Genomic DNA, 26091 nt, shown 5'->3' on the forward strand with positions numbered 1-26091 from the left:
CACCTCCTCCCAGGGGCAGCAGGAGCATATGATGACGAATATGGTGCATTTGTTCGGCGGCGCGGCCACGACGGCCGAGCGCTCGAAGGAATTGCTGGGCGGCAAGGGGTCGAACCTTGCCGAAATGGCCTCGATCGGCCTGCCGGTGCCCCCGGGCTTTACGGTCACCACCGACGTCTGCACCGCTTACTATGCGAATGGCGAACAATTCCCCGCGGGCCTGATCGAAGAGGTCGCCGCGGGCATCGCGCATATCGAAGGCATCACTGGCAAGACATTCGGTGACGCGGCCGATCCGCTGCTCGTCTCAGTCCGCTCGGGCGCGCGCGTGTCGATGCCGGGGATGATGGACACGGTCCTCAACCTCGGGCTCAACGACAAGACCGTCGTCGGCCTGTCCGACGCGTCGGGCGACCCGCGCTTCGCGTGGGACAGCTATCGCCGCTTCGTCCAGATGTACGCCGACGTCGTCATGGGCCTCGATCATGCCGAGTTCGAGGAAGCGCTTGAAATCGCCAAGGAAGACAAGGGTTTCTATCTCGACACCGAGATGTCGGCTGAAGACTGGCAGGCGCTGGTCAAGGAATATCAGGCGATCGTCGAGCGCGAGACCGGTGCGCCGTTCCCGCAAGAACCGAACGACCAGCTTTGGGGCGCGGTCGGCGCCGTGTTCGCAAGCTGGGAAAGCGACCGCGCGAAAGTCTATCGCCGCCTGAACTCGATCCCCGCCGAATGGGGCACCGCGGTCAATATCCAGGCGATGGTGTTCGGCAATATGGGCGACACCTCGGCTACGGGCGTGGCATTCACGCGCGACCCCGCGACGGGCGAGCGCGCCTGGTACGGCGAATGGCTGATCAATGCCCAAGGCGAAGATGTCGTCGCGGGCATCCGCACGCCGCAGTATCTGACGAAGGTCGCGCGCGAAAAGGCGGGCGCCAAGCCGGCGTCGATGGAAGAGGCGATGCCCGAGACTTTCATCGAGCTCGGCCGGGTCTTCGACACGCTCGAAACGCATTATCGCGACATGCAAGACATCGAGTTCACCGTCGAACGCGGGACTTTGTGGATGCTCCAGACGCGTTCGGGCAAGCGCACCGCCAAAGCGGCGCTCAAGATCGCGGTCGACATGGCGGCCGAAGGGCTGATCACCGAAGAGGAAGCCGTCGGCCGCGTCGATCCGGGCGCGCTCGACCAGCTGCTGCACCCGACGCTCGATCCCGACGCGCCGCGCGACGTGCTGACGAAGGGGCTTCCCGCAAGCCCCGGCGCGGCGTCGGGCAAGATCATGTTCACCGCCGATGGCGCTGAAAAGGCAGCCGAAATGGGCGAGGCCGTGATCCTCGTTCGCGTTGAAACCTCTCCTGAGGACATCCACGGCATGCACGCGGCGAAGGGCATCCTGACCGCGCGCGGCGGCATGACGTCACACGCGGCGGTCGTCGCACGCGGCATGGGGCGTCCGTGCGTCTCGGGCGCGGGCGGGCTGTCGATCGACGGCGCGGCGCGTGTGCTGCGCGTCGGCGGGCGCGAACTGCGCGAAGGCGATATCCTGACCCTCGACGGTTCGACGGGCGAAGTGATGGCGGGCGAGGTCAAGACCCTGCTCCCCGAACTGGTCGGCGATTTCGGCACGCTGATGGTCTGGGCCGACAAGGTGCGCCGCATGAAGGTGCGCGCGAACGCCGAAACCCCGCAGGACGCCCAGGTCGCGCGCGATTTCGGCGCCGAGGGCATCGGGCTCTGTCGCACCGAACATATGTTCTTCGACGCCGCGCGCATCACCGCGGTGCGCGAAATGATCCTCGCCGACAGCGAAGCCGGTCGCCGCGCCGCGCTCGCCAAGCTGCTCCCCGAACAGCGCGGCGATTTTGCCGCGATCTTCGGCGTGATGGCGGGGCTGCCGGTCACCATTCGCTTGCTCGATCCGCCGCTGCATGAATTCCTGCCGACGCGCGAGGAGGATTTCGCCGATGTCGCCGCCGCCGCGGGCGTGGGCATCGAAGCGCTGAAGGCGCGCGCGAACGAACTGCACGAGTTCAACCCGATGCTCGGCCATCGTGGCTGCCGCCTCGGCGTCACCTATCCCGAAATCTACGAAATGCAGGCGCGTGCGATTTTCGAGGCGGCGTGCGACGTCGCCGCCGAAACCGGCGCGGCGCCGATTCCCGAGGTGATGATCCCGCTCGTCGCAACGCGCCGCGAGTTTGACCTGATGAAGGCCGTCGTCGATGCACAGGCGAAGGCGGTGTTCGCCGAAAAGGGCCGCGAGATCGCCTATCTGGTCGGCACGATGATCGAACTGCCGCGCGCCGCGCTAATGGCGGGCGAGATCGCCGAGAGCGCCGAATTCTTCAGCTTCGGCACCAACGACCTCACGCAGACGACGATCGGCATCAGCCGCGACGACGCGGGCCGCTTCCTGACGCAATATGTCGACAAGGGCATCTTCCTGACCGACCCGTTCGTCAGCCTTGATGTCGAGGGCGTCGGCCAGCTGATCGAGATCGCCGCCGACCGCGGACGTAAGACGCGTTCCAACGTCAAGCTCGGTATTTGCGGCGAGCATGGCGGCGACGCGCCGAGCATTCATTTCTGCGAAAAGACGGGCCTCGACTATGTCAGCGCCTCGCCTTACCGTGTCCCCATCGCCCGGCTCGCGGCCGCTCAGGCTGCGCTGAAAAAGGGCAAATAAACGGGGGAACGCGCATGAAGGGCTGGCATCGCTACGCAATCACTTTGGTGGGCGGCTTAGCGGTGGGGCTCGGCGCGGCGTGGGCGATAACCGGCGGCGGGCTCAGTGGCGGCGCGATCGTCAATGGCCCGTGGACGACCTCGCTCGGCTTTGGAACGAAGGCGACCGATCCGGTGACCCGCGCGGCGGTGGCGCGCGCGGGCCTGCTTGCGCTTCCCGCAAAGGAAACCGTCTATTGGTCAGCGAAGACCGACGCCGCGGGCGGGCCGCTCGATGGCAATTGCCGTTACAGCCTGTCCGGGACGCCGCTCGACGCGCGCTGGTGGAGCGTCACCATCTATGACGAGGCGGGCTATCTGGTCGCGAACCCTGCGAACAGCTGGTCGGTGAACGGCGCCAATGTCGCGCTCGATGCCAAGGGCGAATGGCGCGTCACAATCGCCCCGACAAGGCCCGCGGAAGGGGCTTGGTTGCCCGGAACCAAGGGCCAGCCCTTTCACCTGACCCTGCGTATGTACAACCCGGGCAAGGCGTTCCGCGCCAATCCCGCGAAAGCCGTGCTCCCGCAAATCGTGAAGGAGGGCTGCTGAGATGCGCAACTGGCTCGGCCCGCTCGCCTTCGGCCTGATTGTCGCGGCCGCCACCGCCTATGCGGCGATCTGGTCGATTCCCTATGGCCTGATGAATGTCGCGATCGAACGGCTGGGGCAGGGCGGCGTCAACACCATGTCCTATGGCAACCTCGCGACGCCGGAGCGCCAGCCGGTCGTCCGGCCGAGTCCCGACCTCGCTTATTCGAGCTGCCCCTATGATCTTTCGGACGGGCCGATTGCGATCGACGTCAGCCCGGTGCCGGGCCGCTACAGCTCGCTCAGCGTCTTCGACGCCGCGACCGACGTGATTTTCGTGCGCAACGATGTCGAGGCGGGCGGCAAGCCGTTTCGAATCATCGTCGCACGCGCCGGGCAGGCGGTGCCAAAGGGTACCGAGGTCGTCCGCACGAACCATGATCATGGGATCGCATTGATCCGTCTTTTGCTGAAAGAGCCCGCGGAAATCGGCGGGCTCGACGCGATCCGCCGCCAATCGTCGTGCGGAACGGTCACAAAGCTGAAATAGGGGGTTGCGCCCCCGCGCGACGGGTCTTAAAGGCGCCTCTCCACGCACCCGTAGCTCAGCTGGATAGAGCATCAGACTACGAATCTGAGGGTCGGACGTTCGAATCGTTCCGGGTGCGCCATTCCCCTCCTGCCATGGTCCGGCACTGTCGGAAGAGCGGGTTTCCCCATATTCACGCACGACGAAACGGGCCTCAGGCGAGCGGCCGTGCCCGAGCTTTCAGCTGGCCGCATATTGCGATAAAGAGCCCGCTTATCGCCGGATCGTCAAATTTCCAGGATAGGTCCGATATGCGGCGTCCGATGCGCACGCGAAAGTGACGAGCGAACCGATCTTTCCGGAGACTATGCAGATGGCGGACGAGGTCGAGCTGAAACTCGAAATTGCGAGCGAAGACGCCGGAAAATTCGAGGCGTCGGGTTTGTTGGCGAGCGTGCCCAAGAAGATGCGGCAGATATCGACCTATTTCGATACGCCCGACCATGATGTCGCCAACGCGGGCTTTTCGCTTCGCATCCGCCGTTCGGGCAAGAAGCGTGTCCAGACGATCAAGGCGGACGGCGCCAGCGCTGCCGGCCTTTTCATCCGATCCGAGTGGGAGCGCGCGGCGGAGAATAACACGCCGATCCTCGACTATACGACGCCGCTTCCCGCGCTGTTGGGCGACAAGGTCGATGCCATCGCGCCGGCTTTCGAGGTGGAGATCGACCGCCAGAGCTGGACCATCGACGAAGGCGGCGCAACGATCGAGCTGGTGCTTGACCGCGGCAACGTCGTGGTCGGCGAGCGCCGGTCGCCGGTGTGTGAGATCGAGCTCGAGCTGAAGTCCGGCGATCCTGCCGCGCTGTTTGCTTTCGCGCGGCGGATCGACGCGGTCGTGCCGATACGCCTTGGCGTCCTCAGCAAATCGGAGCGCGGCTATCGGCTCACCGGGGCTGCCCCGGCGCGGGTCACGGCCGAGGCGGTGATACTCGTCGGTGACACGACCGCGGCACAGGCGCTTGGGCTGATCATGCAATCCTGCATCCGGCAGTTCCGGCTCAACGAGGCGCTTTTGCTCGCGAATCGGAACGTCGAAGCCCTGCATCAGGCGCGCGTCGCGCTGCGCCGCCTTCGATCGGCCTTCTCGATCTTCAAGCCGATGATCGGGGATGCGGGTATCGATTTGCGCACGGAATTGCGCTGGCTGGCGTCGGAACTGGGCAAGGTGCGCGATCTCGACGTGCTCGTGAAACGTGCCGAGGGCGGACCGCTGCACGACCGGATCGCGACGATGCGCGAGGCCACTTATGACGATGTGTGCGAAATTCTCTCCTCCGCGCGGGCGCGCCGGCTCATGCTCGAGGTGACGGCGTGGATTGCGGCGTCGGATTGGTCGGGGACGGCGGACGGCGAACGCGAAGGCAATCGACCGGCGCGGGATTTCGCCGCCCGGGCGCTCGACCGCTATCGGCGAAAGGTGAAGCGCAAGGGGCGCAATCTGGCCAGTCTCGATGACGATGCGCGGCACGAGGTGCGCAAGAGCGCGAAGAAGCTACGTTACGCAGCGGAGTTCTTTACCGGCCTGTTCGAGCGCAAGGGCGAAAAACGCCGGCACAAGCGCTTCGCCAAGGCACTCGAAGCGCTGCAGGACCAGCTTGGCGCGCTCAATGATCTTGCGGCCGCACCCGAGCTGCTGGCAAGGCTTGGCATCGCGGAAAGCCCCGGCGCGTCCGAATTGATGGCGCATGGCAAGAAGGGGCGGCTCATCGAAACGGCTGCCGATGCGCATGAGGATTTCGTCGATACCAAGCGGTTCTGGTAAGCACGCGGTATCGGACGGGGCGATCGAACGCCCCTGGCTGCGAGCGCGATGCCGCATCCATCGATGCTAAAGCGCGTTGTCGGCAGCGGTCGCACGAGCTTTTGCCGGCATGGCGAGCGTAACCGCGGCCCCGACGAGGATGAGCGTCGGGGCGTCGTTCGCCAGCGCGCGCGTTGCAAGGCCGAGCAGGTCGAGGCGCGTTGTGAGCCGCTGTTCGTCGGCGCGGCTGACGTTGCAAGCGATCATGACCGGCATATCGACCGGCATGCCCGCGCTGATGAGGCCGCGGGCGATCTCGGGCGCCGCGTCGCGCCCCATGTAGAAGGCAAGGGTTGATCCACAGTGGGCGAGCGAGTCCCAGTCGAGATCGAGCGCCGCGCCGCGGCGGCTGTGCGCGGTGACAAAACGGACGTCGCGTGCGACGCCGCGGAGCGAGAGCGATATTTTCGCCGACGCTGCCACGGCGCTCGCCGCGGTAATGCCGGGGCAGACGAAAACCGGATAGCCGGCCGCGTGCAAGGCGGCGATTTCCTCGGTCGAACGGCCGAATAGCGAAGGGTCGCCGCCCTTCAGGCGCACGACGCGCTTGCCCGCCGCGGCGGCCGCCACCAGCAGAGCGTCGATCTCCTGCTGCTCCTTCGAATGGCGGCCCGAACGCTTGCCGACGCTGACGCGTTCGGCGCCCGCCGGGATGAGGTCGAGAACGGCAGGACCAACGAGGGCGTCGTGGAATATGATGTCGGCGTGTTCGATGAGCCGGATCGCCTTGCGCGTCAAAAGGTCGGGATCTCCGGGGCCGGCACCGACGAGCCAGACCGTGCCGGGCGCGAAATCGTCAGGCTGCATCGCTCGTCTCCTCTGCCAATATGCGTGCGAGCGCCGGGCGGCACGATCCGCAGTTGGTTCCCGCGCCGATAGCGCCGCCGATCGCGGCGACGTCGGCAAGCTGTTGGTCGCGGATCGCCGCGGCGATCGTTTTCAATCCGATATCGAAGCAGACGCAAATCACCGGGCCGCGGTCGGCCTGGACGCCCGGCGCGCGGCCGGCGAGCAAAGTCGGTGCGACCTCAGGGGCGGAAAGCTGCGCGATCAGCCAGTCGCGCGGGGGAAGCTCGCCGCTTTCGGTCACGAACAGCGCACCGGCGAGACGCCCTCCTGTGACGACAGCGACGCGGCGTGTCCCGCGCGCGCTGTCCTGCGCTTCGATCCGTTCGCCGCGCGGGAGCAGCGCTTCGATGCGCTTGAGGTCGCCGTTGCCGGCGAGTTCCCAGAGCACCCCCGCCGGCACTGCGACGCGGGTCGCCCACAGGCAGGCGGGGCGGGTGTCGAGTTCGTTCGCGAGCAACAGGAAGCCGCGCCATTTCGTCGCGACCGGCGCAATCGCGGCGGGGGTCCGCTTGAAGCCCGGCTGCCCCGACACGGGGTCGACGAGCGGGCGCGGGAGCAGACCGGTGCGCCCGCCGCTCGACGTGCGGTCGGTCCAGTGGATCGGGACGAACAGTTCGCCGGGGCGCTGGCCTTCCGAAACGACGGTGCGATAGACGCTTTCGCCCTGCGGCGTTTCGACCCGCGCGAGCCCGCCGTCGGCAAGCCCGAGCCGCGCGGCGTCCTCGGGATGCACCTCGACCAGCGGCTCTTCGCGATGACGCGCAAGCTTTGGCGCGAGGCCGGTGCGCGTCATCGTATGCCACTGATCGCGATAGCGGCCCGAGTTAAGCGTGAGCGGCCATTTCTCGAGCGGTTCGGGCAGGGGCTTTTGCGCTACCGGCATGAGCCGCGCGCGTCCGTCTTCGGTCGAAAAACGGCCGCCGGCGAAAGCATGATCGCCGCCCCAGCGAAAGGGCATCATGTCGTCATAGGCGGCATTGCCGCCCTGCGCGGCGCCGGGGAGCGCGAAGAGCCGCGCACCGTCATTGTCATAGGTCGACAGGCGGCAATGCTCGCGCCAGATGTCGGCCGGGCGGTCATAGCTGAAGGCGGTTTTCCAGCCCATGCGCCGCGCGACTTCCTTGACGATCCACCAGTCGGGCATCGCCTCGCCGGGCAGCGGAAACAGCGCGCGCTGGCGGCTGATCGTGCGGTCGCTGTTGGTGACGGTGCCGTCCTTTTCGCCCCATGCGGCGGCGGGCAGGCGGACATGCGCGAAGGCGCCGGTATCGGTGTTTTCGATCACGTCGCTGACGACGACGAAGGGGCAGGCGGCGAGGGCCTCGCGCACGCGGTTCGCGTCGGGCATCGACACCGCGGGGTTGGTCGCCATCACCCACAATGCCTTGATGCGGCCTTCGCCGACCGCGCGGAACAGGTCGACGGCTTTCAGGCCCGGCTTCTCCGCCATCGCCGGCGCGGCCCAGAAGCGCTGGACGCGATCGCGGTTTTCGGGCGCGAAATCCATATGCGCGGCGAGCGTCGAGGCAAGCCCGCCGACCTCGCGCCCGCCCATCGCATTGGGCTGGCCGGTGATCGAGAAGGGTGCGGCGCCGGGCTTGCCGATGCGTCCCGTGGCGAGATGGAGGTTGGTTATCGCGTTCACCTGGTCGGTGCCCGAAGTCGACTGGTTGATCCCCTGGCTGAACATCGTGACGCTGCGCGGGGTTGCGGCGAACAGCTCATAGAAACGCCTGAGGTCGGCGACGGGCACGTCGCAAGCGCGCGCCACCGACCACAGGTCATTCCCCTCTCCAAGCTCGTCCCAGAAAGTGCCGGGCACCGCGACATGCGCGGCGAGATAGTCGTCGTCGACCACGCCCGCCTCGCGGCAATATTGCAGCAGGCCGTTCATCAGCGCGACGTCGCTGCCGGGCCGGATCGCGAGATGGATATCCGCCTCCTCGGCGGTTTCGGTGCGGCGCGGGTCGATGACGACAAGCTTTGCGCCCGCTTCGCAGCGTGCGCGGATGCGTTGATAGACGATCGGATGGCACCAGGCGGTGTTCGATCCGACGAGGATGATCAGGTCGGCGGCGTCGAGATCGTTATAGGTCGCGGGGACGATATCCTCACCGAAGGCGCGCGTGTGGCCGGCGACCGCGCTCGACATACAGAGCCGCGAATTGGTGTCGATGTTCGCGGTGCCGATGAAGCCCTTCATCAGCTTGTTCGCGACATAATAATCTTCGGTCAGCAATTGGCCCGAGACGTAAAAGGCGACGCTGTTCGGCCCGTGGCGCGCGATGGTCTCTTTGAAGCGCTTCGCGACGAGGTCGAGCGCCTTCTCCCAGCTCGCGCGCTTCTTGCCGATCATGGGGGTGAGCAGACGACCTTCGAGCCCGACGGTTTCGCCGAGGTGGGTGCCCTTCGAGCAAAGGCGCCCACGGTTGGCGGGGTGGTCGGGATCTCCTTCGATTGTTACCGTCCGCTCGCCGGTCACCGTCGCGCGGATTCCGCAGCCGACGCCGCAATAGGCGCAGGTGGTGCGGACCGCTTCGCCCATCAGGCCGCGGCCTTCAATGTGCTCGCGCGGCAGATGAGCACCCGTCCTGCGTCGATCTTGACCGGAACGGTCGGCGTGCAGCCCTTGTCCTCGCCCAGCGCCTCGCCCGTCGACAGGCTGATCCGCCAATTGTGCAGCGGGCACGCGACGGCGCCGCCGTGGACGATGCCCTGGCTCAACCGACCGTGCTTGTGCGGGCAGCGGTCGAGTAGCGCGAATATCTTGCCCTCGGCGGTGCGGAAGACCGCAATGTCGTCGCCGCCTTCGACTTGCACCGTGCGGCTGCCGCGTACCGGAATCTGGTCGACCCAGCCGATGTCGAGCCATTCGGGGGTCGTCATGCCAGTTCCTCCTGCGGAATGAAGCGCGCCATCGGCGCATGATGTTCGGCCTCGGCGCCTTCGGCGCGCTGCGCCCAGGGGTCGTCCTGCGAAAAGCTTTGCGAAACGAGGAAGCGCGCGCGCAGCGCCTCGCGGCCCGCGGCGTCGTCGACGATCCGCGCCTTCACATAGTCGACCCCGACGCGCTCGATCCACGGCGCGGTGCGCTCGAGATAGCGGGCTTCTTCGCGGTAGAGCTGGATGAAGGCGGCGCAATGATCCATCGCCTCCTGCTCGGTCGCGACCTTGCAGAGGAGGTCAGTGGCGCGCACGTGAATGCCGCCATTGCCGCCGACGTGCAGCTCGTAACCGCTGTCGACGCAGACGATGCCGAAATCCTTGATCGTCGCCTCGGCGCAGTTGCGCGGGCAGCCGGACACCGCGATCTTGAACTTGTGGGGCATCCAGCTGCCCCAACTCATCCGCTCGATCTTGACGCCGAGCCCGGTCGAATCCTGCGTGCCGAAGCGGCACCACTCGGACCCGACGCAGGTCTTCACGGTGCGCAGCGACTTGCCATAAGCATGGCCCGACACCATCCCGGCGGCATTGAGGTCGGCCCAGACCGCGGGAAGATCTTCTTTCTTGATCCCGAAGATGTCGAGCCGCTGGCCGCCGGTGACCTTGACCATCGGCGCATTGAACTTCTCGACCACATCGGCGATCGCGCGCAGCTCGGTGGGGTTGGTGAGCCCGCCCCACATGCGCGGCACGACCGAGTAAGTGCCGTCCTTCTGGATATTGGCGTGCATGCGTTCGTTGACGAAGCGGCTCTGCTGGTCGTCGACATATTCGCCGGGAAGCGCGCAGAGCAGATAATAGTTGAGCGCGGGGCGGCACGAGGAGCAACCGTCGGGGGTCGTCCAGTGGAGCTTCTGCATCACCTCGGGGATCGATCGCATCGCTTGCGCGACGATCTCGCGGCGGACGTCGTCATGGCCGAAGCTCGTGCATTTGCACATCGTCTTGGGGCCCGCCTGGACATCGTCGCCGAGCGTTAGCGCGAGCAGATTTTCGACGAGACCGGTGCACGACCCGCAACTCGCCGACGCCTTGCAGGTGCCGCGCACCGCATCGAGGCTGTGCGCCCCCTTGGCGATGCACGAGACGACCTGACCCTTGGTGACGCCGTTGCAGCCGCAGATCTCGGCATCGTCCGAGAGCGCTGCAACGGCCGCCTTAGGGTCCGCCGCGCCCCCTCCCGAGGCGAAGGACTGGCCGAAGATGAGGAGGTCGCGGAGATCGGAGACATCCTCCTGTTTCTTGAGCAGGTCGAAATACCAGCTGCCGTCGGCGGTATCGCCATACAGCACCGCGCCGACGATCCGGTCGTCCTTGACGATGACGCGCTTGTACACGCCGCGGCTGGCGTCGCGCAGCACGATGTCCTCGCACCCGTCGCCGCCCGAGAAATCGCCCGCCGAAAAGACGTCGATGCCAGAGACCTTGAGCTTGGTCGAGGTGACCGAGCCGCGGTAGCCGGTGGGCTGCTCGACGAGCCCGTCGGCGAGGCTGCGGCACATGTCCCACAGCGGCGCGACAAGGCCGTAGACCTGTCCGTCATGCTCGACGCATTCGCCGACCGCGAGGACATGCGGGTCGCTGGTGACCATATGGTCGTCGACCTGGATGCCTCGCCCGACCGCGAGCCCCGCGTCGCGCGCGAGCGCTACCGACGGGCGGATGCCGACCGCCATCACGACGAGGCTGGCGGGGATCAGTGTCCCGTCCTTGAGCTTCACCCCTTCGACCTTGCCGTCGCCGACGATCTCGGCGGTGTCGGCGCCGGTCAGGATCGTCTGCCCTCGGCCTTCGAGCGCCTGTTTGAGCAGCCAGCCCGCCGCTTCGTCGAGCTGGCGCTCCATCAAGGTCGGCATCAGGTGGATGACGGTGACCTTCATCCCGCGGAGCGAAAGCCCGTGCGCCGCCTCGAGCCCGAGCAGCCCGCCGCCGATGACGACCGCATCGCCGCCGGCATCGGCCGCCGCGAGCATCGTGTCGACATCGTCCATGTCGCGAAACGCGATCACCCCAGGCAGATCCTTGCCCGGCACCGGGATGATGAAGGGATCGGAGCCGGTTGCGATCAGCAGCCGGTCATAGCTTTCGGTCGCGCCGCCGCGCGTCGTCACCGTCCTGGCCGCGCGGTCGATCGCGACCACCGGATCGCCGGCGACCAGCGCGATGCCGTTCGCCGCATACCAGTCGGCGTCGTTGATGACGATGTCGTCGAAGCTCTTCTCACCCGCGAGGACGGGGGAAAGCATGATGCGGTTGTAATTGACCCGCGGCTCGGCGCCGAAGATCGTCACGCGGTAGCGCGCCGGATCGCGCGCGAGCAATTCCTCGACCGCGCGGCATCCGGCCATGCCGTTGCCGATAACGACCAGATGGTCGCGCGTGTCGGCGTCGGTCTTGATGGGGCGGTGTTCCATTAAATCGTCCAGTCCAGTTGCAGCCAGAATTTGTCGGTATCGGTGGCGAAAGTGTCGGCGTTGTAATGCGCGTAGCGGGCGGCGGCGGTGACCTTGCCGAGTTTCGCGCTCGCGAGGAGGTTGATCTCGTTGCCGTAGAGGCGGCTCGCCCGGTCGCTGCGATAGTCGTGGTACACGGCTTGCAAGGTGACGGCCTTGAGCGGCCCGACCGCCTTCCAGCCCCAGCCGGCGCTCGCATAAAGGTCGCGGACCCCGTCGGGCGGGGTGGTGAGGAATTTGTCGGCCCAGCCCTGGAATTTGAAACCCGTCGCGAGCGGGGTCTGGAAACTGGTGAGCGCGGTTCCGTTGTCGGCGCCGAGTATTTCATACCCGACGCCGACCCGGGGACCTCCGAAATCGATCGCGACATCGGCCAGATAATAGTCCGCCGCATAATTGTTCGGATTGCGGTGCCAGTCCGACTGGCGCGCGTAGCTGAGTTGATATGCGAGCTTCGCCTTGCCGAGCGGCTGCGTCCCGTCGAGCCGCCCGCCATAACTCTGGTTCGACAGGCGATAGCCCTGCATCGCCGCCTCGTCCTGATCGACCAGATAGGCGAAGGTCGAAAGCTTGCCGACCGGCGTCGCTACGCTGAGGTTGCCGAAGACATTGTCGCCGGAGACCGCCTGCTGCCGCGCGCCGGTGCCGTCGATGCCCCAGATGGTGCGCACGCTCCATGCATAGGCGAGATCGGCCTTCACGCCCTTTACCGGTGTGATCTCTGCACGCACCGCGTCGAAGCTCTGGCCGTTCTGGCGAAAGCCGACGCTGCCGACGAAACGCTCGTCGTCGAAGCCGAGCCGCTGTCGCCCTGCCGTGAGTGCGACGGCGGCCGACGTATATCGCAGTTGCGCGCGGGTGAGGGCGATATTGCCGGGATCGCCGACCAGCGGGCGCGTGGCCGCGCCGTGGAGGCCATCGAAATAATCGTCGATGATCGCGAGATTGCCTTGCCCCTCGACCAGCGCCGACCAGTTGCCCGCCTTGGCCTCGACCCCGGCGCGGACGCGGAGCGTCAGCGCCTCGGCATCGGCGGGGAGGCCGTCCTGGTCGACGCTCTCATAGCGCAGCCGCGCTTCGCCTAGGGGTTTCAGGACGATCTCTTCGGCGTGGGCCGCGCCGGCCGGCGCAACTGCGAAAAGAAGGACGAACGCAGCTTTCATGGGTCAGATCCTCACCCCCTGGGCCGCGCCCCAGGTTCGGCGCCACTGGCCCTTGACGAACATCAGTGCGACGAGGGCGAGCACCGCGAGTCCGGCGAAGATGTAAAAGCCCGGCGCGAAGCTGCCCGTCCACTGCCTGGCGAAACCGAGCGACGAGGCGAGGTAGAAACCGCCGACGCCGCCCGCCATACCGACAAGGCCGGTCATCACGCCGATTTCGGCCGAAAAGCGCTGCGGTACAAGCTGGAATACCGAGCCATTGCCAGTGCCGAGCGCGAGCATCGCGATCACGAAGAGGCCGAGCGCGGCGGGCAGGGGGCCCGCCTGCGGCACCCCGGCGATCGCCAGCGCCGCGACGACGAACACCATCATCAGCGCTTTCACCCCGCCGATCCGGTCGGCGAGCGCGCCGCCCATCGGCCGCACCAGCGATCCGGCGAAAACGCAGCCCGCGGTGCAATAGCCCGCCATCACCGGCGTCAGGTGGAACTGGTCGGTGAAGTAGATCGGTAAGGACGCCGCGAGCCCGACGAAACCGCCGAAGGTCACCGCGTAAAAGGCCATCAGCCACCATGCGTCGGCGGTCTTGAGCGGTTCGAAATAGTCGATCAGCTTCTTGGGTGCGGGCGCGTTCGGCGCGTCCTTCGCCATCGCGAGATAGACGAAGAAGACGATGGTCAGCGGGATGCATGCGAGGCCGAGCACGGCGTTCCAGCCGAACAGCTTGGCAAGGCCGGGGGCGAAGAGCGCGGCGAGCACAACGCCCGAATTGCCCATGCCGGCGAGCCCCATCGCCTTGCCCTGATGCTCGGGCGGATACCAGCGGCTCGCGAGCGGCAATGCGATCGCGAAGCTCGCGCCCGCGAAGCCAAGGACGATGCCCAGCGCGAGCGTTCCGGTGAAGCTAGAAACCCCCATGGCCCATGCAGAGAACAGCCCGGCGATGACGATGAGCTGGCTGATCGCACCCGACCGCTTCGGGCCGATGCGGTCGACGAGCAGCCCGTTGACGACACGGAGCAGCGCGCCAGCCAGCGTCGGCACCGCGACCATCAGCCCCTTTTGCGCCGGGGTGAGCCCGAGGTCTTCGGAAATCGCGGGGGCGAGCGGCCCGAGGATGACCCACACCATGAAGGCGAGGTCGAAATAGAGAAAGGCCGCGACCAATGTCGGCCAGTGGCCGCTGGCCCAGAAACTCGATTTTGTCCCGGCGCCGGCGCCGTTCGTCATGTCCGTCATCGTCCGTCCCCTTGTGCGACGGGCAATAAAAAAGCCGCCAGGACGGCGGCCACGCGGGCGCATCCTGACGGCTTCATTGCCTGTTGGAGTGCGGGGAAAAGGCTCCCCGCCTGCCGCGCGGACCGGCCCCGTCGTTGGAGCCGTAGCCGCTTTATCCTGCCCCGGCAGCGTCGCCGAGTGCGTTTAAACTGCCTGATTCGCAGATGGCGCGCAACCCGCTATTTCGCAGGTGCAGCATAAATTCGAATGCAGGAATAAACCTAGCTAAAATCAGCTAGATAGCCTTGAATGTCGTCGGGATCGAAGGCGCGACCGTCGAAAAATCGGTCGCTGCCGAGGACAAGGCGGCCCTGTGTCGACCCGGCGCCGAGGGGCTCGCCGATACCGCCTTCGAGCTTCGAACTGGCGCCGGGAAGGGGCGCGCCCGACCCGGCCAGTGCGGCGCGATAAACGTCCGGACGGAACACCGCGGCGGCCGTCGCGGCATCGGCGGCCGAATAGTCGGCCCGGTCCCATCGAAGCATCTGCGAATAAAGCCATGCGGCTTGGCTCCGCCACGGGAAATTCGCGGCTTCGCGATACTGGAACATGAAGTCGGGATAGTGGATCGGTTCGCTGCCGGGGACGAGGCGGATGCGGTCGGTGATCGCGCGCAGCACGGCGTCGCGCGAGGCGCCCAGATATTCGGGCCGCGCCAATATGTCCGCGCTTTCTTCGGCGGTGCCGGGTTCGACGAAATGGGCGGCGGCGGCGTGAAGCGCGCGGAGCAGCGCCTCGACCGCATCGCGCCGCTCATCGATGACGGCCTCGCGCATTGCGAGAACCTTTTCGACGCCGCGGCGCCAGATCTGCGCGGTGGCGAGAGCGATATGGCCGACGCCGCGCTCGACCGCGATCGAGTTCCACGGCTCGCCAACGCATATGCCGTCGACTTCGCCCGCTGCGAGCGCATCGGCGGCGAAGGGCGGGCTGGTCACGACGATCTCGACGTCGGCGTCGGGGCGGATGCCCACCCCCGCGAGCCAGTAGCGCAGCATGTAATTGTGGCTGGAGTAACGGTGGACCACGCCAAAGCGCAGCGGTTTGCCTGCCGCCTTGCGTGCCGCCGCGACGTCCCGGAGCGCGGCGCCAATGACTGCCGGATCGCCGAGCGCATCGCCCAACCCGACGTCGCGCGCCAGCGCGACCGAAAAGGTCACGGCATTGCCGTTGAGCCCGAGCACGAAGGGCACTGCCATGGGCACTGCGGGCCGGTCGCGGCCGAGTGCGGTCGCGATCGCAAGCGGCGCGATCATGTGCGCCGCGTCGGTGTGGCCATAGAGCAGCCGGTCGCGCACCGTCGCCCAGGTCATGTCGCGGACCAGCTCGATCGCAACACCCTCGCGCGCGGCGAAACCCAGTTCGTGCGCGAGGAGCGGCAGCGCGGCGTCGACCAGCGGCAGGAATCCGATGCGGAATGTTTCGACGCTCATTCCATGTCTCCCAGGAGCGCGTCGCTCGTGACGATCGCTTCGGCGATCTCGGCGATCCGGCGGTTGGTGCGCATCGCCTGACCGCGCAGCAGCGCGTAGGCGGCGGGCTCGTCGATGGTGCGGCGTTTCATCAGGATCGCTTTTGCGCGATCGATCACCGTGCGCTCGGCCAGCGCATTTTTGGCTTCGTCGAGTTCGCGCTGGAGCCGCGAAAAGGCCTGGAACCGCCGCACGGCGAGATCGATGACGGGTTTGATCCGCTGTTTCGACAGGCCGTCGACGACATAGGCCGACACCCCCGCGTCGATCGCGGCGCCGGTCGCCTCGGTATCGCTCTGGTCGACGAACATCGCGATCGGCCGGGCGAGCGCGCGCGACATGGCGAAGAAATCCTCGAGCAGGTCGCGGCTGGGATTTTCCAGATTGACCAATATGACTTCGGGTTTCGCCGCTTCGATTTGCGCGACCAGCGCGCCCGCCGGATCGATCAGCACCAGATCGTCGAGCCCCGCCTCGCGCAGACCATCGGAGATGATCGCCGCGCGCGTCGTGCTGGTGTCGATGATCGCGATCCGCATCTCGGCGCCTTTACGGTGTGGCGTTCGAAACCGCTAGTGGGATCGTGTTTCGAGCATCCAAGCGAACATATCTTGCCCGGATTTTGATATTTTCAACCACAATTGGATCAACGGCTGCCTGGCTCTGTTGACCACGCGAAAAGCGGAGGTTCCACCGAGGATCGTGCCGATTTGACTGGAATTCTGTTCGGGTGGCGGAGCGGGAGAGATTCGAACTCAAGCAATAAGGATATTCAACGCCTTCGCGGCCGCATCGGCCGGCAAAATACCATGGAATGTACCATTTCCTTGTCGGTGACGAAGCTGGGCAGATAACCGGCGCCAACCTCGTTGCCGATGCCGGTATGACTTTATAATAAGTTGTCGATCCCACGTTCGCTCTTACCCGTTTCCGACCCGAAAGTAGACCGACCGCAATCGGCCATTCGGGCCGCGCCCGTGCCTCACGACGTCAATCCATTACACCGTGCGTTATACGCACATCTCCTCCTTGCTCGATGCACGGAACCAAGGTGCCTCGCTCCTAATTTAACTTCAAAGCTTTGACCTTGATCGCTGGCAAGAGACTCCGGAGAGCGCAATGAAACTCGAGAAGATGTACCCCTCGTTGCTCACGGCCGACCTCGCGGCTGCCGAGCACTGGTATTCGAAGCTTTTCGGCCGCGGACCGGATTACAGGCCCATGGCCACCTTATTGCATTGGGAACTCTCCGGCCAGGGCGGGCTCATGCTTGCCAGTAGCGAAGAGATTGCGAGCCGAGGCTCAATCTTCCTGTATGTTGCTGATCTCGGGGTGGAGCGCACCCGGCTCGAAAAGGGCGGGATCCTGATCGGCAGCGATATTTCGGGCGATTATTCGACACTGGCGCAGGTCCGCGATCCAGATGGTAATCTCATCACGCTGGCCTCGCCACCGTCGGCGCCGTTCCCCCGGCCTAAGGTGTGAGTCGCGAACTCAGGAGGCAGACAAAATGGCACATCTATCCGAAAGCGAGGCAGTCGTACCGAAGGTGACAGATCGGGCGACCTTCGAGGCGGATATCGACGCCGTACGGATCCGGGAAAAAGCCCATATGCGCGAAGGGGACGAGATAGCCGCCGCGCGGCGCCGTCTTCCGATGGTCGCAGTTGACGCACGCATCCCGATCATCGGTGCGAACGGACCTACGACCTTGCTGGACGCGTTCGAGGGACGGCGAATGCTGATCGCCTATTATTATATGTGGTTCACGGGCCGGCCCGCGGCCAGGCAGTGCCAGGGATGCAGCTGGTTCACATCGCAGGTGCGTGAATTGAGCTATCTGCATTCGCGCGACGTGACCTATGCGACATTCTGTCAGGGGCCATATGACGACAGTGTGCGGTACCGCGATTTCATGGGCTGGGATATGCCATGGTACTCGGTCCTCGGCTCGCGCGAAGTATTGCTTGCCGGCCGTGAGGTCGGAAGCATGTATCTCATCTGCTATCTGCGGCAGGGTTCCGATGTCTTCGAAACCTACTGGACGACGCGCCGCGGCGTGGAGGCGATGGACAACAGCTACCGGCTGCTCGACCTCACCGTCTACGGGCGGCAGGAGGAGCAGGAAATCTCACCCCCCGGCTGGCCGCAGGGCTGGGGGGAGAATGAAGAGGTGCACCCGTTCCGGAGCGATGGACGTCCGATCGCGCAGTGGCAACGCCTGAAGGCGGGCTTTTCGGACGATCTTGGTAACTGAGCGGACGGAATCTTGGGGTGCGGGCGACCGATCCCGTGGCGCCGTCGTTGCAACGGGAATGAGCACCGCCGCTAACCGGCTTTGCCTTGGGTATCCTCGTGCGCGATAGTCACTATTCGATCTCGCAGGGTCAGGACGGCCTGACGGGCTTCTCCCGCACGCACACATGCGAAATGCCCAGCGGGATTTTCCATATGTTCGGACGTGATGGAAATTAGCCTTCCATGGGCCAGCCGGTCGCTTGCGAGCGGCTGGCGAAGGAGCGCGATTCCGAGGCCCGCCTCCGCCGCGGCAAGGACCGTATCATAATCTTCGAAGCGGCGATCCTGCCATCGCGGCCGATAAGATATGCCCGCTCTGCTCAGGAAAGTTCGCCATTGCGACGTATCTGAGTCGTGAAGCAGGGGCCATTGCAGGAGGTCGGCGATCGCTGCGGTCGCGTGGGTCCGGCATTGGAGGTCGGGCGAAGCGACTGGCGTGAGGGATTCTCTCATAATCCGCTTTGCATCGACCCCGACCCATGTGCCGCGCCCGTAACGGATCACAATCTCCGCCTCCCGCGCATCGAGGTCCATTGTGCGATGATCGAGGGACAGGTCGATATGAGTGTCGTTTCGTTCGATGGCGGCGAGGTGAGGTAGGAGCCAGAGTCGCGCGAAGGACGGAACAACCGACATTCGGACGGTTTGACGGCCGCGTCGGGGCCGCCATTGCTCGGCGCTATGCGATAGCCTGCCAAGGCTCTGCCGGGTATCATGGGTGAAGCGCAGCCCCGCCGGCGTAAGCCGGACGCCCCGGCCATGCCGTTCGAAGAGCGACGCCCCCAGCCAGTGTTCGAGCGATGCGATCCGGCGGCTGACGGAACCGTGGGTGAGGCCCAGCTTCGCAGCGGCCCCGCTGAACGACCCCTCCTCTGCCGCGGCAAGCAGCGCCGTAAGGCCGTCGAGCGGCGGAAGGTCGTACGAGCTGTGTGTCATATACACAGGATCGTCGCGACCTATGCGTGATGTCAAGTAGCCTTCGCAATGTGAACATTGGCACATGTCACGTTTCACAACACTAATCGGCATGGCAGCGGCATCGCTCGTTGGCCTTCCGGTCAGCTCGCCAGCCCTCGCGCAGAGATCCGACGACAACGCGATTGCGGATGCCGAAGACGCGTTCGGTTCCAACGACGACGGCGAGGTGCTCGGCGTCTATAATCCGAATTCCGTGCGCGGTTTCTCGCCAATCGACGCGGGCAATGTTCGGCTCGAGGGTCTGTATTTCGACCGTCAGGGTGAGTTCTCGACCCGGCTTGTCGAAGGCAACCGGATCAGGGTCGGTCCTTCCGCGATCGGTTATGCATTCCCGGCACCATCGGGCGTTGTCGATTACCGTTTGCGTACACCGGGCGACGAACCAGCGTTAAGCGGCGTGTTCCAAGCCAACAGCTGGGGCGGCGCACTGGTCGAGATCGACGCCGCATTACCGGTCAGTGGCACCTTGAGCATCGGAGCAGGGGCGAGCTTCAGCCGGAGCGAATACCCGTCGGGCAACAATGCCGACATCACCAATATCGCCGCCATTCTGCATTGGCGGCCCGCGCCGGCGACCGATGCCAAACTCTTTGCCAGCCGCACTCGGATCGCTGATGAGGATATCTATCCCATCATCCTCGGCAACGGGCTGGAGACACCGGCCCGTCTCGTGCGCCGGCGGTTTCTGGGACAGCCTTGGGCGGATGTGGAGACCGGGCGTCTGACGTTCGGCGCGCTGGGCCGGACCAGCATCGCGGGTTTTGCGGTTCGGGCCGGGCTGTTTCGATCCGACAACGAGGTGCGGGAGGGGCACAGCGTCTTCCTGCACGCCGCGTCCCTGGGAACGCCGGCGGATCGCTTAGTCAGCGCCTATCCGGGCCGATCCGGTGCTTCGACCAGCGGCGAGTTGGGCATCGCGCGTGCATTCAGGACCGGTTCCTTCGAACATCGCCTTCAACTGGTCGGGCGCGGACGGGCGCAGGATCGTCGATACGGCGGTTCGATCCGGCGCTCACTCGGCGCCGCACCGTTCGGAGAGGCCGATTATGTCGTCAGGCCGGACTTCGCTTTCCCGGGTCAATCCAATGACCGCGTCCGCCAATGGGCGGTCGGGCTGGATTATCTGCTACGCGTAAATCTCGTCGGGCAGTTCAGCATTGGCGCGCAGAAGGTAGACTATCGCAAACGTGTGAGCACGCCGGACGGGCCTGCACCGGAATCGCGCGACAAGCCGTGGCTGATCAACGCGACCGCCATGATCGATCTGACGCCGGGCGTGTCGCTCTATGCTTCTTTCACGCGCGGGCTCGAGGAGAGCGACGTGGCGCCGGAAACCGCTGCGAACCGCGATGAGGCGCCGCCCGCGATCCGGACGCGGCAGGTCGATGCCGGCGTGAAACTGGGCGCCGGCGGAATGACGCTGATCGCCGGCGTGTTCGACATCAGGCGACCCTATTACGGCGTCGATGGAAGCCATGTCTTCCGGCAACTGGGTGCGGTGCGGCACGCCGGAATCGAGGCGTCGCTCAGCGGTTCGCCGATGCCCGGGCTGACGGTGGTTGCGGGCGGATCGCTCGTCAGGGCCGGCGTCTCGGGTGACGAGGTTGCGTCCGGCGCGATCGGCCGCAAACCGATCGACGTACCGTCGCGCAAACTCGTCGCCAGCCTGGATTGGCGTCCGCCATCATCTGCCACATCGCTCGATGCCACCGTGGAGCACGTGGGACGGAACATGGCGGACGCGCTCAATCGCGTTCCCGTCGCCTCCTATACGACGCTCAATATCGGACTTCGCCACAGATTCGGTATCGGCCGATCGACCGCCCTTTTCCGCCTTCAGGCCACAAACCTGTTCAACGCTTATGGGTGGGAAGTGGCAGGCGACAACGCCTTTGTCTACGTCCAGCCCCGCCAGCTAACCGCTCGGCTATCGATAGATTATTGATCGATCTCCATGGCTGAGTGTCCCCGCGCCGTTGGACCTGGTCTTGCAGGGAGCTCCCCTCAAAATTGCGACGATATCGATAGCTTTGTGACCATAGACCCCTGAATCTGGACCGTCTCAAACCGGCCGTCTGCGGCGCCCTCGTTCCCGGCTTCGATTGGTATGAGCCTCATTCGACGAGAGGAGCGGCTGCACCGCTGATCGCTCTGGCGGTCAACCATGGCTCGATGCGCCGGATCGCTTCTTCGACGAGGTCGGTCGAGACGGCGAAGCTGAGGCGTATGAAACTGTTGCCATCGACCGGATCGAAATCGAGCCCCGGAGCCACGGCGACACCCGTGTCGCGCAACAAGGCTTCGCAGAAGGAGAGGCTGTCATTCGTGAGATGGCCGACATCCGCATAGATATAGAAAGCCCCGTCGGGGGGCGCGATCCGCTGGAGGCCCATTTCAGGAAGGGCCTTGAGCAGGAGTTCGCGATTGCGCGCATAGGCGTGGATATGGCCTTCGAGCTCGTCGCGGCAGTCAAACGCGATCAGGCCGGCATGCTGGGCGAGCGAGGGCGGCGTCAGGAAAAGATTGCCCATTCGGGCGCGGGCGGCGTCGATCAGGCTTTCGGGAACGATGAGCCATCCAAGGCGCCAGCCCGCCATGCTGAAATATTTGGAGAAGCTGTTGACGACCAGCGCGCCCGGCGCGTGCTGCAGCATGGATTCGGCGGGCAGCGTATAGCTCAGCCCGTGATAGATTTCGTCCGAAACGAGAGCGATGCCGCGGCGCTCGCAGACGGCCGCCAGCGCCCGAAGCTCCTCGGGCGGGATGATCGTGCCGGTGGGGTTGGCCGGGCTCGCGACGATCAGTCCATCCGGCGCCGGCTCCAGGCGCTCGACCGCGTCGGCGGTGATCTGGAACCGTTCGGATTCGCCGCAGGCGAGTTCGACCGGCTTGAGATGCAGCGCCTTGAGGGTGTTTCTGTAGGCAACATAACCGGGCCGTGCCAAGGCGACCCTGGCGCCAGGCGAAAACAGGCAGGAGAGTGCGAGGACGAAGGCGGGCGAAGCGCCGCACGTGAGGATGACCTGTTCCGGATTGACGGAAACCCCGTAGGCTTCGCCATAATGTGCCGCGATACGCGCCTTGAGCCCCGGACTTTCCCAATATCCCATACCATCCTCGTCGAGGATGTGATGCGCGGCCTCGATCGCCGCTGCCGGAGCACCGGTCGAGGGTTGGCCGAATTCCATATGAATCACGGACCGCCCCTCGGCTCGCAGTTGATGCGCGAGACGGCTTATGGCGATGGCGTGAAAGGGATCGATCTCGACCGGCATGAAAAACTTGCTCCACTTGAATATCGGCTAATGCTTCACGCTGAGCTGATAGGGACACCGGCATAATTATCCAACGCTGCTTCTTTTGCTGTTGCCAAAAGCCGCCATGAAAAGGGCTTCAGCATCCTGGCCACGATCGGGCCCGACCAAGACGTCGCCAATTGACAGCTTCATGTGACGGCCGGACGGTTGAATGATGTCCGTTGAGAAAACCGCATCGCGGATTTCGTGCCAATAGTTTCCGGACTCGGGGTAGGCACGCCAATTGAAGAGTAACGCAATGATCATGCCGACTTTTGAAAGTCGGCTCGTCGTCATAGTCAACATCCCAAAGGCAGAAATTTGCCCTTAATCGAGAATCCTGGTCCTTAATTCACCGACGGGTATTCTGGCGGCTCCTGCCAAGCGATAATACGGCGGCAACGGCAGCTATAGCGTTCCGCCGCTCCAAAATCTGCCTGTCTGCAATCGGCCACCTGCTGCTCGACGAAGTGGTCTTCACGCATTGCCGCCCAGCCTTCTCATCGGCTCTGTCGATTGGCATAATCACCTGATGGAGGATCAAAAGCCGAAATGGCGCGACCTGCCGCTCATGATCGAGTTCTGGTTCGCGATGCTGCTCACGATGGGCGTAACGGCCTACGGAATATGGAGCGCCGTGAGCGCTCTGTTCGATGGGAAATGACCATGACATCCGAGCAACATATATGGGCCTGCGCGCTAGCCGTTGAAAAGCAGCATGGCGCGAGGGCTCCGCTGTTCGTCGCTGAACGCCTCGGCTCGCTCGCGCGCGCAGGCGATGAAGAGGGCGTTGTGATGTGGAAGGCCATCGCCGCGCGGCTCGATCTCCTGCGCGGCGGGGGACAGCCATGCCGGGATGGCCTTTGCGACAAGCTTTCCTGAATGCTGAACGGGAACGCAGGCTAGTCGGCGAGATTGCTATACTCCGCTTCGATGCGCTGGCCGCTGATGGTCACGAGAATATTGTCGCAGCCTCCCGGGGTCTCGTCGGCATCGGGACCGATCTTGCGCGGATTGAGCTCGCAGCTGGCTGTATCGTCATTTGCCCGGAAGAGATCGGAGCGGTCGGTGCGCAGCACGCGGCCGCGCCGCTCGAGTTCGGAGACGATCTCGGTGTCGGGAAGCCGGGCGCGCTTGTAAGGGTAGGGACCCGAGGAAATCGCGTAGATCGAGGCGCCCACCGCGTCGAGAAAGGCCGATCGTGACGAGGTGAGGCTGCCGTGATGGCCGACAACGAGCAAGTCGGACTTGAGGTCGGCGGCGCAGCAGGCGAGGAGCTTCGCCTCGATGCTGCGTGCTTGCGGTGGCTCGGCGGGCAACTCGCGTTCACCGCCTTCGGCATCGCCCGCCAGCAAAACGCGTTTGATGCCAAGGTCCAGACGGACGACGACGCTGTTGCCATTGGGGTCGGCGTAGTTGCGGGCATCGCGGTAAAGGAAATTCATCTTCGCGCCGGCTCCGAGCGCGACAGGCACCGCATCCATCATCATTCCCTGGCGCACGGTCACGGAGCCGTTGCAGCCGCTGCCGCTAAAGGTAACGGTACGCGTTGTGTTCGATGCAATCGCGTCATGATATCGGACACCCGGCTCGGCCATCGCCGCCTTGATAAAATGGCAATAGCCGTCGGTTTTGTTGACGCGGCCGGATTCCCAGACATGGCCGATCTCGAAGCGGCGGAAAACATCCGGCATGAGCTGGAGGTGGTCCTTATGCGGATGGCTGAGGATGAGATGGTCTATTCGAGTGAGATCGGGGCGGACGGCCCTGATATAGGCAATGACGCGGTTCTCGTCGCCGTCATGAAGATCGTCCTGGCTTCCGGCATCGTAGAGCAGCGCGAAACCCTCGCCGTCGACGAAGACGGCGAGCCCGGTTCCGACGTCGATGATATGGACGCGGTAGCGCTTTCCCGCGAGTGTCGCGCCGCCGTCGCCGACGGCCACCGTCCAGGCCTTGCTGACATAGCCGCGCGTGCCGTCTACGAGTTCGATCTCGTACCAGCCGGGGACCTCGCCGACGATCGATGCGCTGTCGCCGGGGCGGAGGCGTGCGAGAATTGCGGTGTCCGTCGAAGGTCCCTTGCGCACGAGCACGGCGCTCGACACGCGCTCGCTTGGGGTCACGTCGTCGGCCTGTGCCATTGCGGGCGCGAGTGCCGTAGACAGCAGAAGCGGTGCCGCGCAAAATCGTGCCGACTGCATCATCGATTCCCTCACCGCCATGCTAGCCGCGTTCGCCGCCGACCGCCATGCCGGCTCAAGGGGCGGCGCGGAGAAGGCGATCGCGGAGATATTTTTCCATTTCTTCGACGCCCCGGTCGCTGAGGGCGATCTGGATGTCGCTTTCGCCCGTTCCGGGGTGCCGCCAGGCAATGAGGTTCTTGTCGATGAGAAGGCCGATCCAGCGGAGTGCGGTTGTGGGCCCCGCGACCGTCACGGCGCCGAGGCTTTCCAAATTGATCGACCGGCCGCCATGGCGATGGATGTAGAGTTCGAGCAGCATGTCCCATGCGGGCTCGGCGAAGAAATCATAGCGTATCAAACTGTTTCGGCGGCGGCGGCTCTGGGCTTCGCCGCGCGCGATCGCGGCGAGCCGATCATGCTCATCACCGCCGCTTATGACGCAATAGGGCGCGGCCCCGCCGGGCTGCGGCATCTGCTCCGATGGCGTCATAGCAGTTCTCTTTCGCGCATGCTGACGATGTTGCCGGCGCCGACGATCAGATGGTCGAGAAGCTGAACGCCGACCGATGCTGTAAGAAGAGCGATCCGCCGCGTTAGCGCGATGTCTCGATCGCTTGGCTCGGCGGACCCCGACGGGTGGTTGTGCGCGAGGATGATACCGCGTGCGCCGACGTCGAAGGCGCGGGCGAGCAGGCGGCGCAGATCGCTCTCGACATGGCCCGCGCCACCTTCGACGAGAATCTCGTCGGCGAGATAACCCCATTCATGGGTGACGAAAGTTACGTGCAGCCGTTCGGTCGATGCATTGCCGAGAAGGAGACCGAGATAGGATCGGTAGGCCGGGTCGCGCGGCGAGACGGGATCTCGCTGGACCTGCTCGCAAAGCCCGGCATGGACGAGCCGCCGTGCGGCAAGGATCGGGCGGGCGAATTTGCGATCGGCGCCAAGCGCGTCGGCAAGCTGCTCGGGGGATGCAGCCAGCGCGACACCCAGACTCCCGAAATGTCCGATCAGGCGCTCGGCAGCGACCGCCGAGCGTCGGCCCGCGAAGGGCTCGAGGAGTTCCGCCACGACCGATACGGCCCGTAGCGGTTCTTCCGCCGTATATGAAACCGGAGGCCGGCTGCCATTACGAGGAGAACGACGTAATAGGGCACATAGGTCATGAGCCCATAAGCCAGTCTCGGGAGTGACTCGGTGAGCTCGCGTGCGAAATGCGAGATTACCGAGACGAGCTGAAATGCCGCCAACCATAAAGGATAGACCCTGTTCGCCCGGAGCGCGATACCGATGAAGGCCGCCGCTACGCCGAGGTCGATGACCAGATGCCAGATGTCGACCGAGCCATAGACCGGACCCTGAAAGAGCAGGGCGTGGTATGCCGCGTCGCCATAAGTCATCACGAATAAGGTCGCCGCGCAGGCCCGCTCCGGTGCATCTCCCCATCGCAGCGCAGCTGCGGCAAGGATCAGGACAGAAACGAGGTTGATGGTCAGGAGCGGGCTCACCCGCCCG

At 65.1% G+C, this 26091-nt stretch carries 24 protein-coding genes and 1 tRNA gene; 10 read left to right on the forward strand and 15 right to left on the reverse strand.

Annotated features, from left to right (window positions below; translation table 11 throughout):
• Positions 1-31: 31 nt before the first annotated feature.
• The 5 genes from ppdK (at position 32) to FG91_RS11145 (ending at position 5618) form a co-directional block, all read left to right on the forward strand.
• The gene (ppdK, locus tag FG91_RS11125) at positions 32-2695 is read left to right on the forward strand and encodes a pyruvate, phosphate dikinase (RefSeq protein ID WP_037514976.1); all 2664 of its coding nucleotides are present in this window, start codon (positions 32-34) and stop codon (positions 2693-2695) included.
• A gap of 14 nt (positions 2696-2709) precedes the next feature.
• The gene (locus FG91_RS11130; RefSeq protein ID WP_052187510.1) at positions 2710-3285 is read left to right on the forward strand and encodes a DUF1214 domain-containing protein; all 576 of its coding nucleotides are present in this window, start codon (positions 2710-2712) and stop codon (positions 3283-3285) included.
• A gap of 1 nt (position 3286) precedes the next feature.
• Complete coding sequence (locus tag FG91_RS11135) at positions 3287-3814, forward strand: DUF1254 domain-containing protein (protein WP_037514977.1); 528 nt, start codon at positions 3287-3289, stop codon at positions 3812-3814.
• 44 nt (positions 3815-3858) lie between these two features.
• Positions 3859-3935: transfer RNA gene (locus FG91_RS11140), tRNA-Arg, on the forward strand.
• Between the two features lie 231 nt (positions 3936-4166).
• The gene (locus FG91_RS11145) at positions 4167-5618 is read left to right on the forward strand and encodes a CYTH and CHAD domain-containing protein (RefSeq protein WP_037515419.1); all 1452 of its coding nucleotides are present in this window, start codon (positions 4167-4169) and stop codon (positions 5616-5618) included.
• A gap of 66 nt (positions 5619-5684) precedes the next feature.
• Here FG91_RS11145 and cobA read toward each other — a convergent pair whose 3' ends face one another.
• The 8 genes from cobA to FG91_RS11185 all read right to left on the reverse strand — a co-directional run bounded on the left by cobA (position 5685) and on the right by FG91_RS11185 (position 16357).
• The gene (gene cobA, locus FG91_RS11150; protein WP_037514978.1) at positions 5685-6464 is read right to left on the reverse strand and encodes a uroporphyrinogen-III C-methyltransferase; all 780 of its coding nucleotides are present in this window, start codon (positions 6462-6464) and stop codon (positions 5685-5687) included.
• Complete coding sequence (locus FG91_RS11155; protein ID WP_037514980.1) at positions 6454-9051, reverse strand: nitrate reductase; 2598 nt, start codon at positions 9049-9051, stop codon at positions 6454-6456. The genes cobA and FG91_RS11155 overlap by 11 nt, the downstream gene beginning before the upstream one ends.
• Positions 9051-9392 (reverse strand): nitrite reductase small subunit NirD, encoded by a 342-nt coding sequence (nirD, locus tag FG91_RS11160; protein WP_037514982.1) that lies wholly within the window; start codon positions 9390-9392, stop codon positions 9051-9053. The genes FG91_RS11155 and nirD overlap by 1 nt, the downstream gene beginning before the upstream one ends.
• Complete coding sequence (gene nirB / locus FG91_RS11165; RefSeq protein WP_037514985.1) at positions 9389-11866, reverse strand: nitrite reductase large subunit NirB; 2478 nt, start codon at positions 11864-11866, stop codon at positions 9389-9391. The genes nirD and nirB overlap by 4 nt, the downstream gene beginning before the upstream one ends.
• The gene (locus tag FG91_RS11170) at positions 11866-13068 is read right to left on the reverse strand and encodes an alginate export family protein (protein WP_037514987.1); all 1203 of its coding nucleotides are present in this window, start codon (positions 13066-13068) and stop codon (positions 11866-11868) included. Before FG91_RS11170 ends, nirB begins: the two co-directional genes overlap by 1 nt.
• Before the next feature lie 3 nt (positions 13069-13071).
• Positions 13072-14307, reverse strand: a complete 1236-nt coding sequence (locus FG91_RS11175; RefSeq protein WP_052187511.1) for a nitrate/nitrite transporter — start codon at positions 14305-14307, stop codon at positions 13072-13074.
• 260 nt (positions 14308-14567) lie between these two features.
• Positions 14568-15779 (reverse strand): CmpA/NrtA family ABC transporter substrate-binding protein, encoded by a 1212-nt coding sequence (locus FG91_RS11180; RefSeq protein ID WP_037514991.1) that lies wholly within the window; start codon positions 15777-15779, stop codon positions 14568-14570.
• Positions 15776-16357 carry an ANTAR domain-containing response regulator gene (locus tag FG91_RS11185; RefSeq protein WP_037514994.1) on the reverse strand — a complete coding sequence of 194 codons (582 nt, stop codon included), beginning with the start codon at positions 16355-16357 and terminating at the stop codon, positions 15776-15778. Before FG91_RS11185 ends, FG91_RS11180 begins: the two co-directional genes overlap by 4 nt.
• Positions 16358-16937: 580 nt before the next feature.
• Between FG91_RS11185 and FG91_RS11190 the strand changes: the two genes are divergently transcribed.
• Both FG91_RS11190 and FG91_RS11195 read left to right on the forward strand, forming a co-directional pair.
• The gene (locus tag FG91_RS11190; RefSeq protein WP_037514997.1) at positions 16938-17303 is read left to right on the forward strand and encodes a VOC family protein; all 366 of its coding nucleotides are present in this window, start codon (positions 16938-16940) and stop codon (positions 17301-17303) included.
• Between the two features lie 25 nt (positions 17304-17328).
• Positions 17329-18075 (forward strand): DUF899 family protein, encoded by a 747-nt coding sequence (locus FG91_RS11195; protein ID WP_037514999.1) that lies wholly within the window; start codon positions 17329-17331, stop codon positions 18073-18075.
• Between the two features lie 71 nt (positions 18076-18146).
• Here FG91_RS11195 and FG91_RS21755 read toward each other — a convergent pair whose 3' ends face one another.
• Positions 18147-19052 (reverse strand): LysR substrate-binding domain-containing protein, encoded by a 906-nt coding sequence (locus FG91_RS21755; protein ID WP_037515001.1) that lies wholly within the window; start codon positions 19050-19052, stop codon positions 18147-18149.
• Between the two features lie 91 nt (positions 19053-19143).
• Between FG91_RS21755 and FG91_RS11205 the strand changes: the two genes are divergently transcribed.
• Positions 19144-21039: a TonB-dependent siderophore receptor gene (locus FG91_RS11205; RefSeq protein ID WP_052187512.1), complete on the forward strand. Its 1896-nt coding sequence runs from the start codon at positions 19144-19146 to the stop codon at positions 21037-21039.
• A gap of 169 nt (positions 21040-21208) precedes the next feature.
• Here the strand turns inward: FG91_RS11205 and FG91_RS11210 are convergent, their stop codons facing one another.
• Both FG91_RS11210 and FG91_RS11215 read right to left on the reverse strand, forming a co-directional pair.
• Positions 21209-22369, reverse strand: a complete 1161-nt coding sequence (locus tag FG91_RS11210) for an aminotransferase class I/II-fold pyridoxal phosphate-dependent enzyme (RefSeq protein WP_037515003.1) — start codon at positions 22367-22369, stop codon at positions 21209-21211.
• Positions 22370-22435: 66 nt separating this feature from the next.
• Positions 22436-22687, reverse strand: coding sequence for a hypothetical protein (locus FG91_RS11215; protein ID WP_152568085.1), 252 nt, complete (start codon positions 22685-22687; stop codon positions 22436-22438).
• A 235-nt stretch (positions 22688-22922) separates the two neighbouring features.
• Here FG91_RS11215 and FG91_RS22500 point away from each other — a divergent pair, with 235 nt between their 5' ends.
• Positions 22923-23054 carry a hypothetical protein gene (locus FG91_RS22500; RefSeq protein ID WP_268746377.1) on the forward strand — a complete coding sequence of 44 codons (132 nt, stop codon included), beginning with the start codon at positions 22923-22925 and terminating at the stop codon, positions 23052-23054.
• Entirely contained in the window at positions 23051-23272 is a 222-nt protein-coding gene (locus FG91_RS11220; RefSeq protein WP_327195822.1) for a DUF6961 family protein, read from the forward strand. Before FG91_RS22500 ends, FG91_RS11220 begins: the two co-directional genes overlap by 4 nt.
• Positions 23273-23292: 20 nt before the next feature.
• Here FG91_RS11220 and FG91_RS11225 read toward each other — a convergent pair whose 3' ends face one another.
• The 4 genes from FG91_RS11225 to FG91_RS22025 form a co-directional block, all read right to left on the reverse strand.
• Positions 23293-24534: an MBL fold metallo-hydrolase gene (locus FG91_RS11225; protein WP_161785653.1), complete on the reverse strand. Its 1242-nt coding sequence runs from the start codon at positions 24532-24534 to the stop codon at positions 23293-23295.
• Between the two features lie 115 nt (positions 24535-24649).
• A complete protein-coding gene (locus FG91_RS21005; RefSeq protein WP_152568086.1) occupies positions 24650-25066 on the reverse strand; it encodes a hypothetical protein in 417 nt (138 codons plus the stop codon).
• Positions 25063-25647: a JAB domain-containing protein gene (locus FG91_RS22020; RefSeq protein ID WP_052187514.1), complete on the reverse strand. Its 585-nt coding sequence runs from the start codon at positions 25645-25647 to the stop codon at positions 25063-25065. Before FG91_RS22020 ends, FG91_RS21005 begins: the two co-directional genes overlap by 4 nt.
• The gene (locus FG91_RS22025; protein ID WP_052187515.1) at positions 25587-26084 is read right to left on the reverse strand and encodes a hypothetical protein; all 498 of its coding nucleotides are present in this window, start codon (positions 26082-26084) and stop codon (positions 25587-25589) included. The genes FG91_RS22020 and FG91_RS22025 overlap by 61 nt, the downstream gene beginning before the upstream one ends.
• Positions 26085-26091 lie beyond the last annotated feature (7 nt).

Origin of the sequence: Sphingopyxis sp. LC81 (assembly GCF_000756375.1) — a bacterium.
Lineage (GTDB): Bacteria > Pseudomonadota > Alphaproteobacteria > Sphingomonadales > Sphingomonadaceae > Sphingopyxis.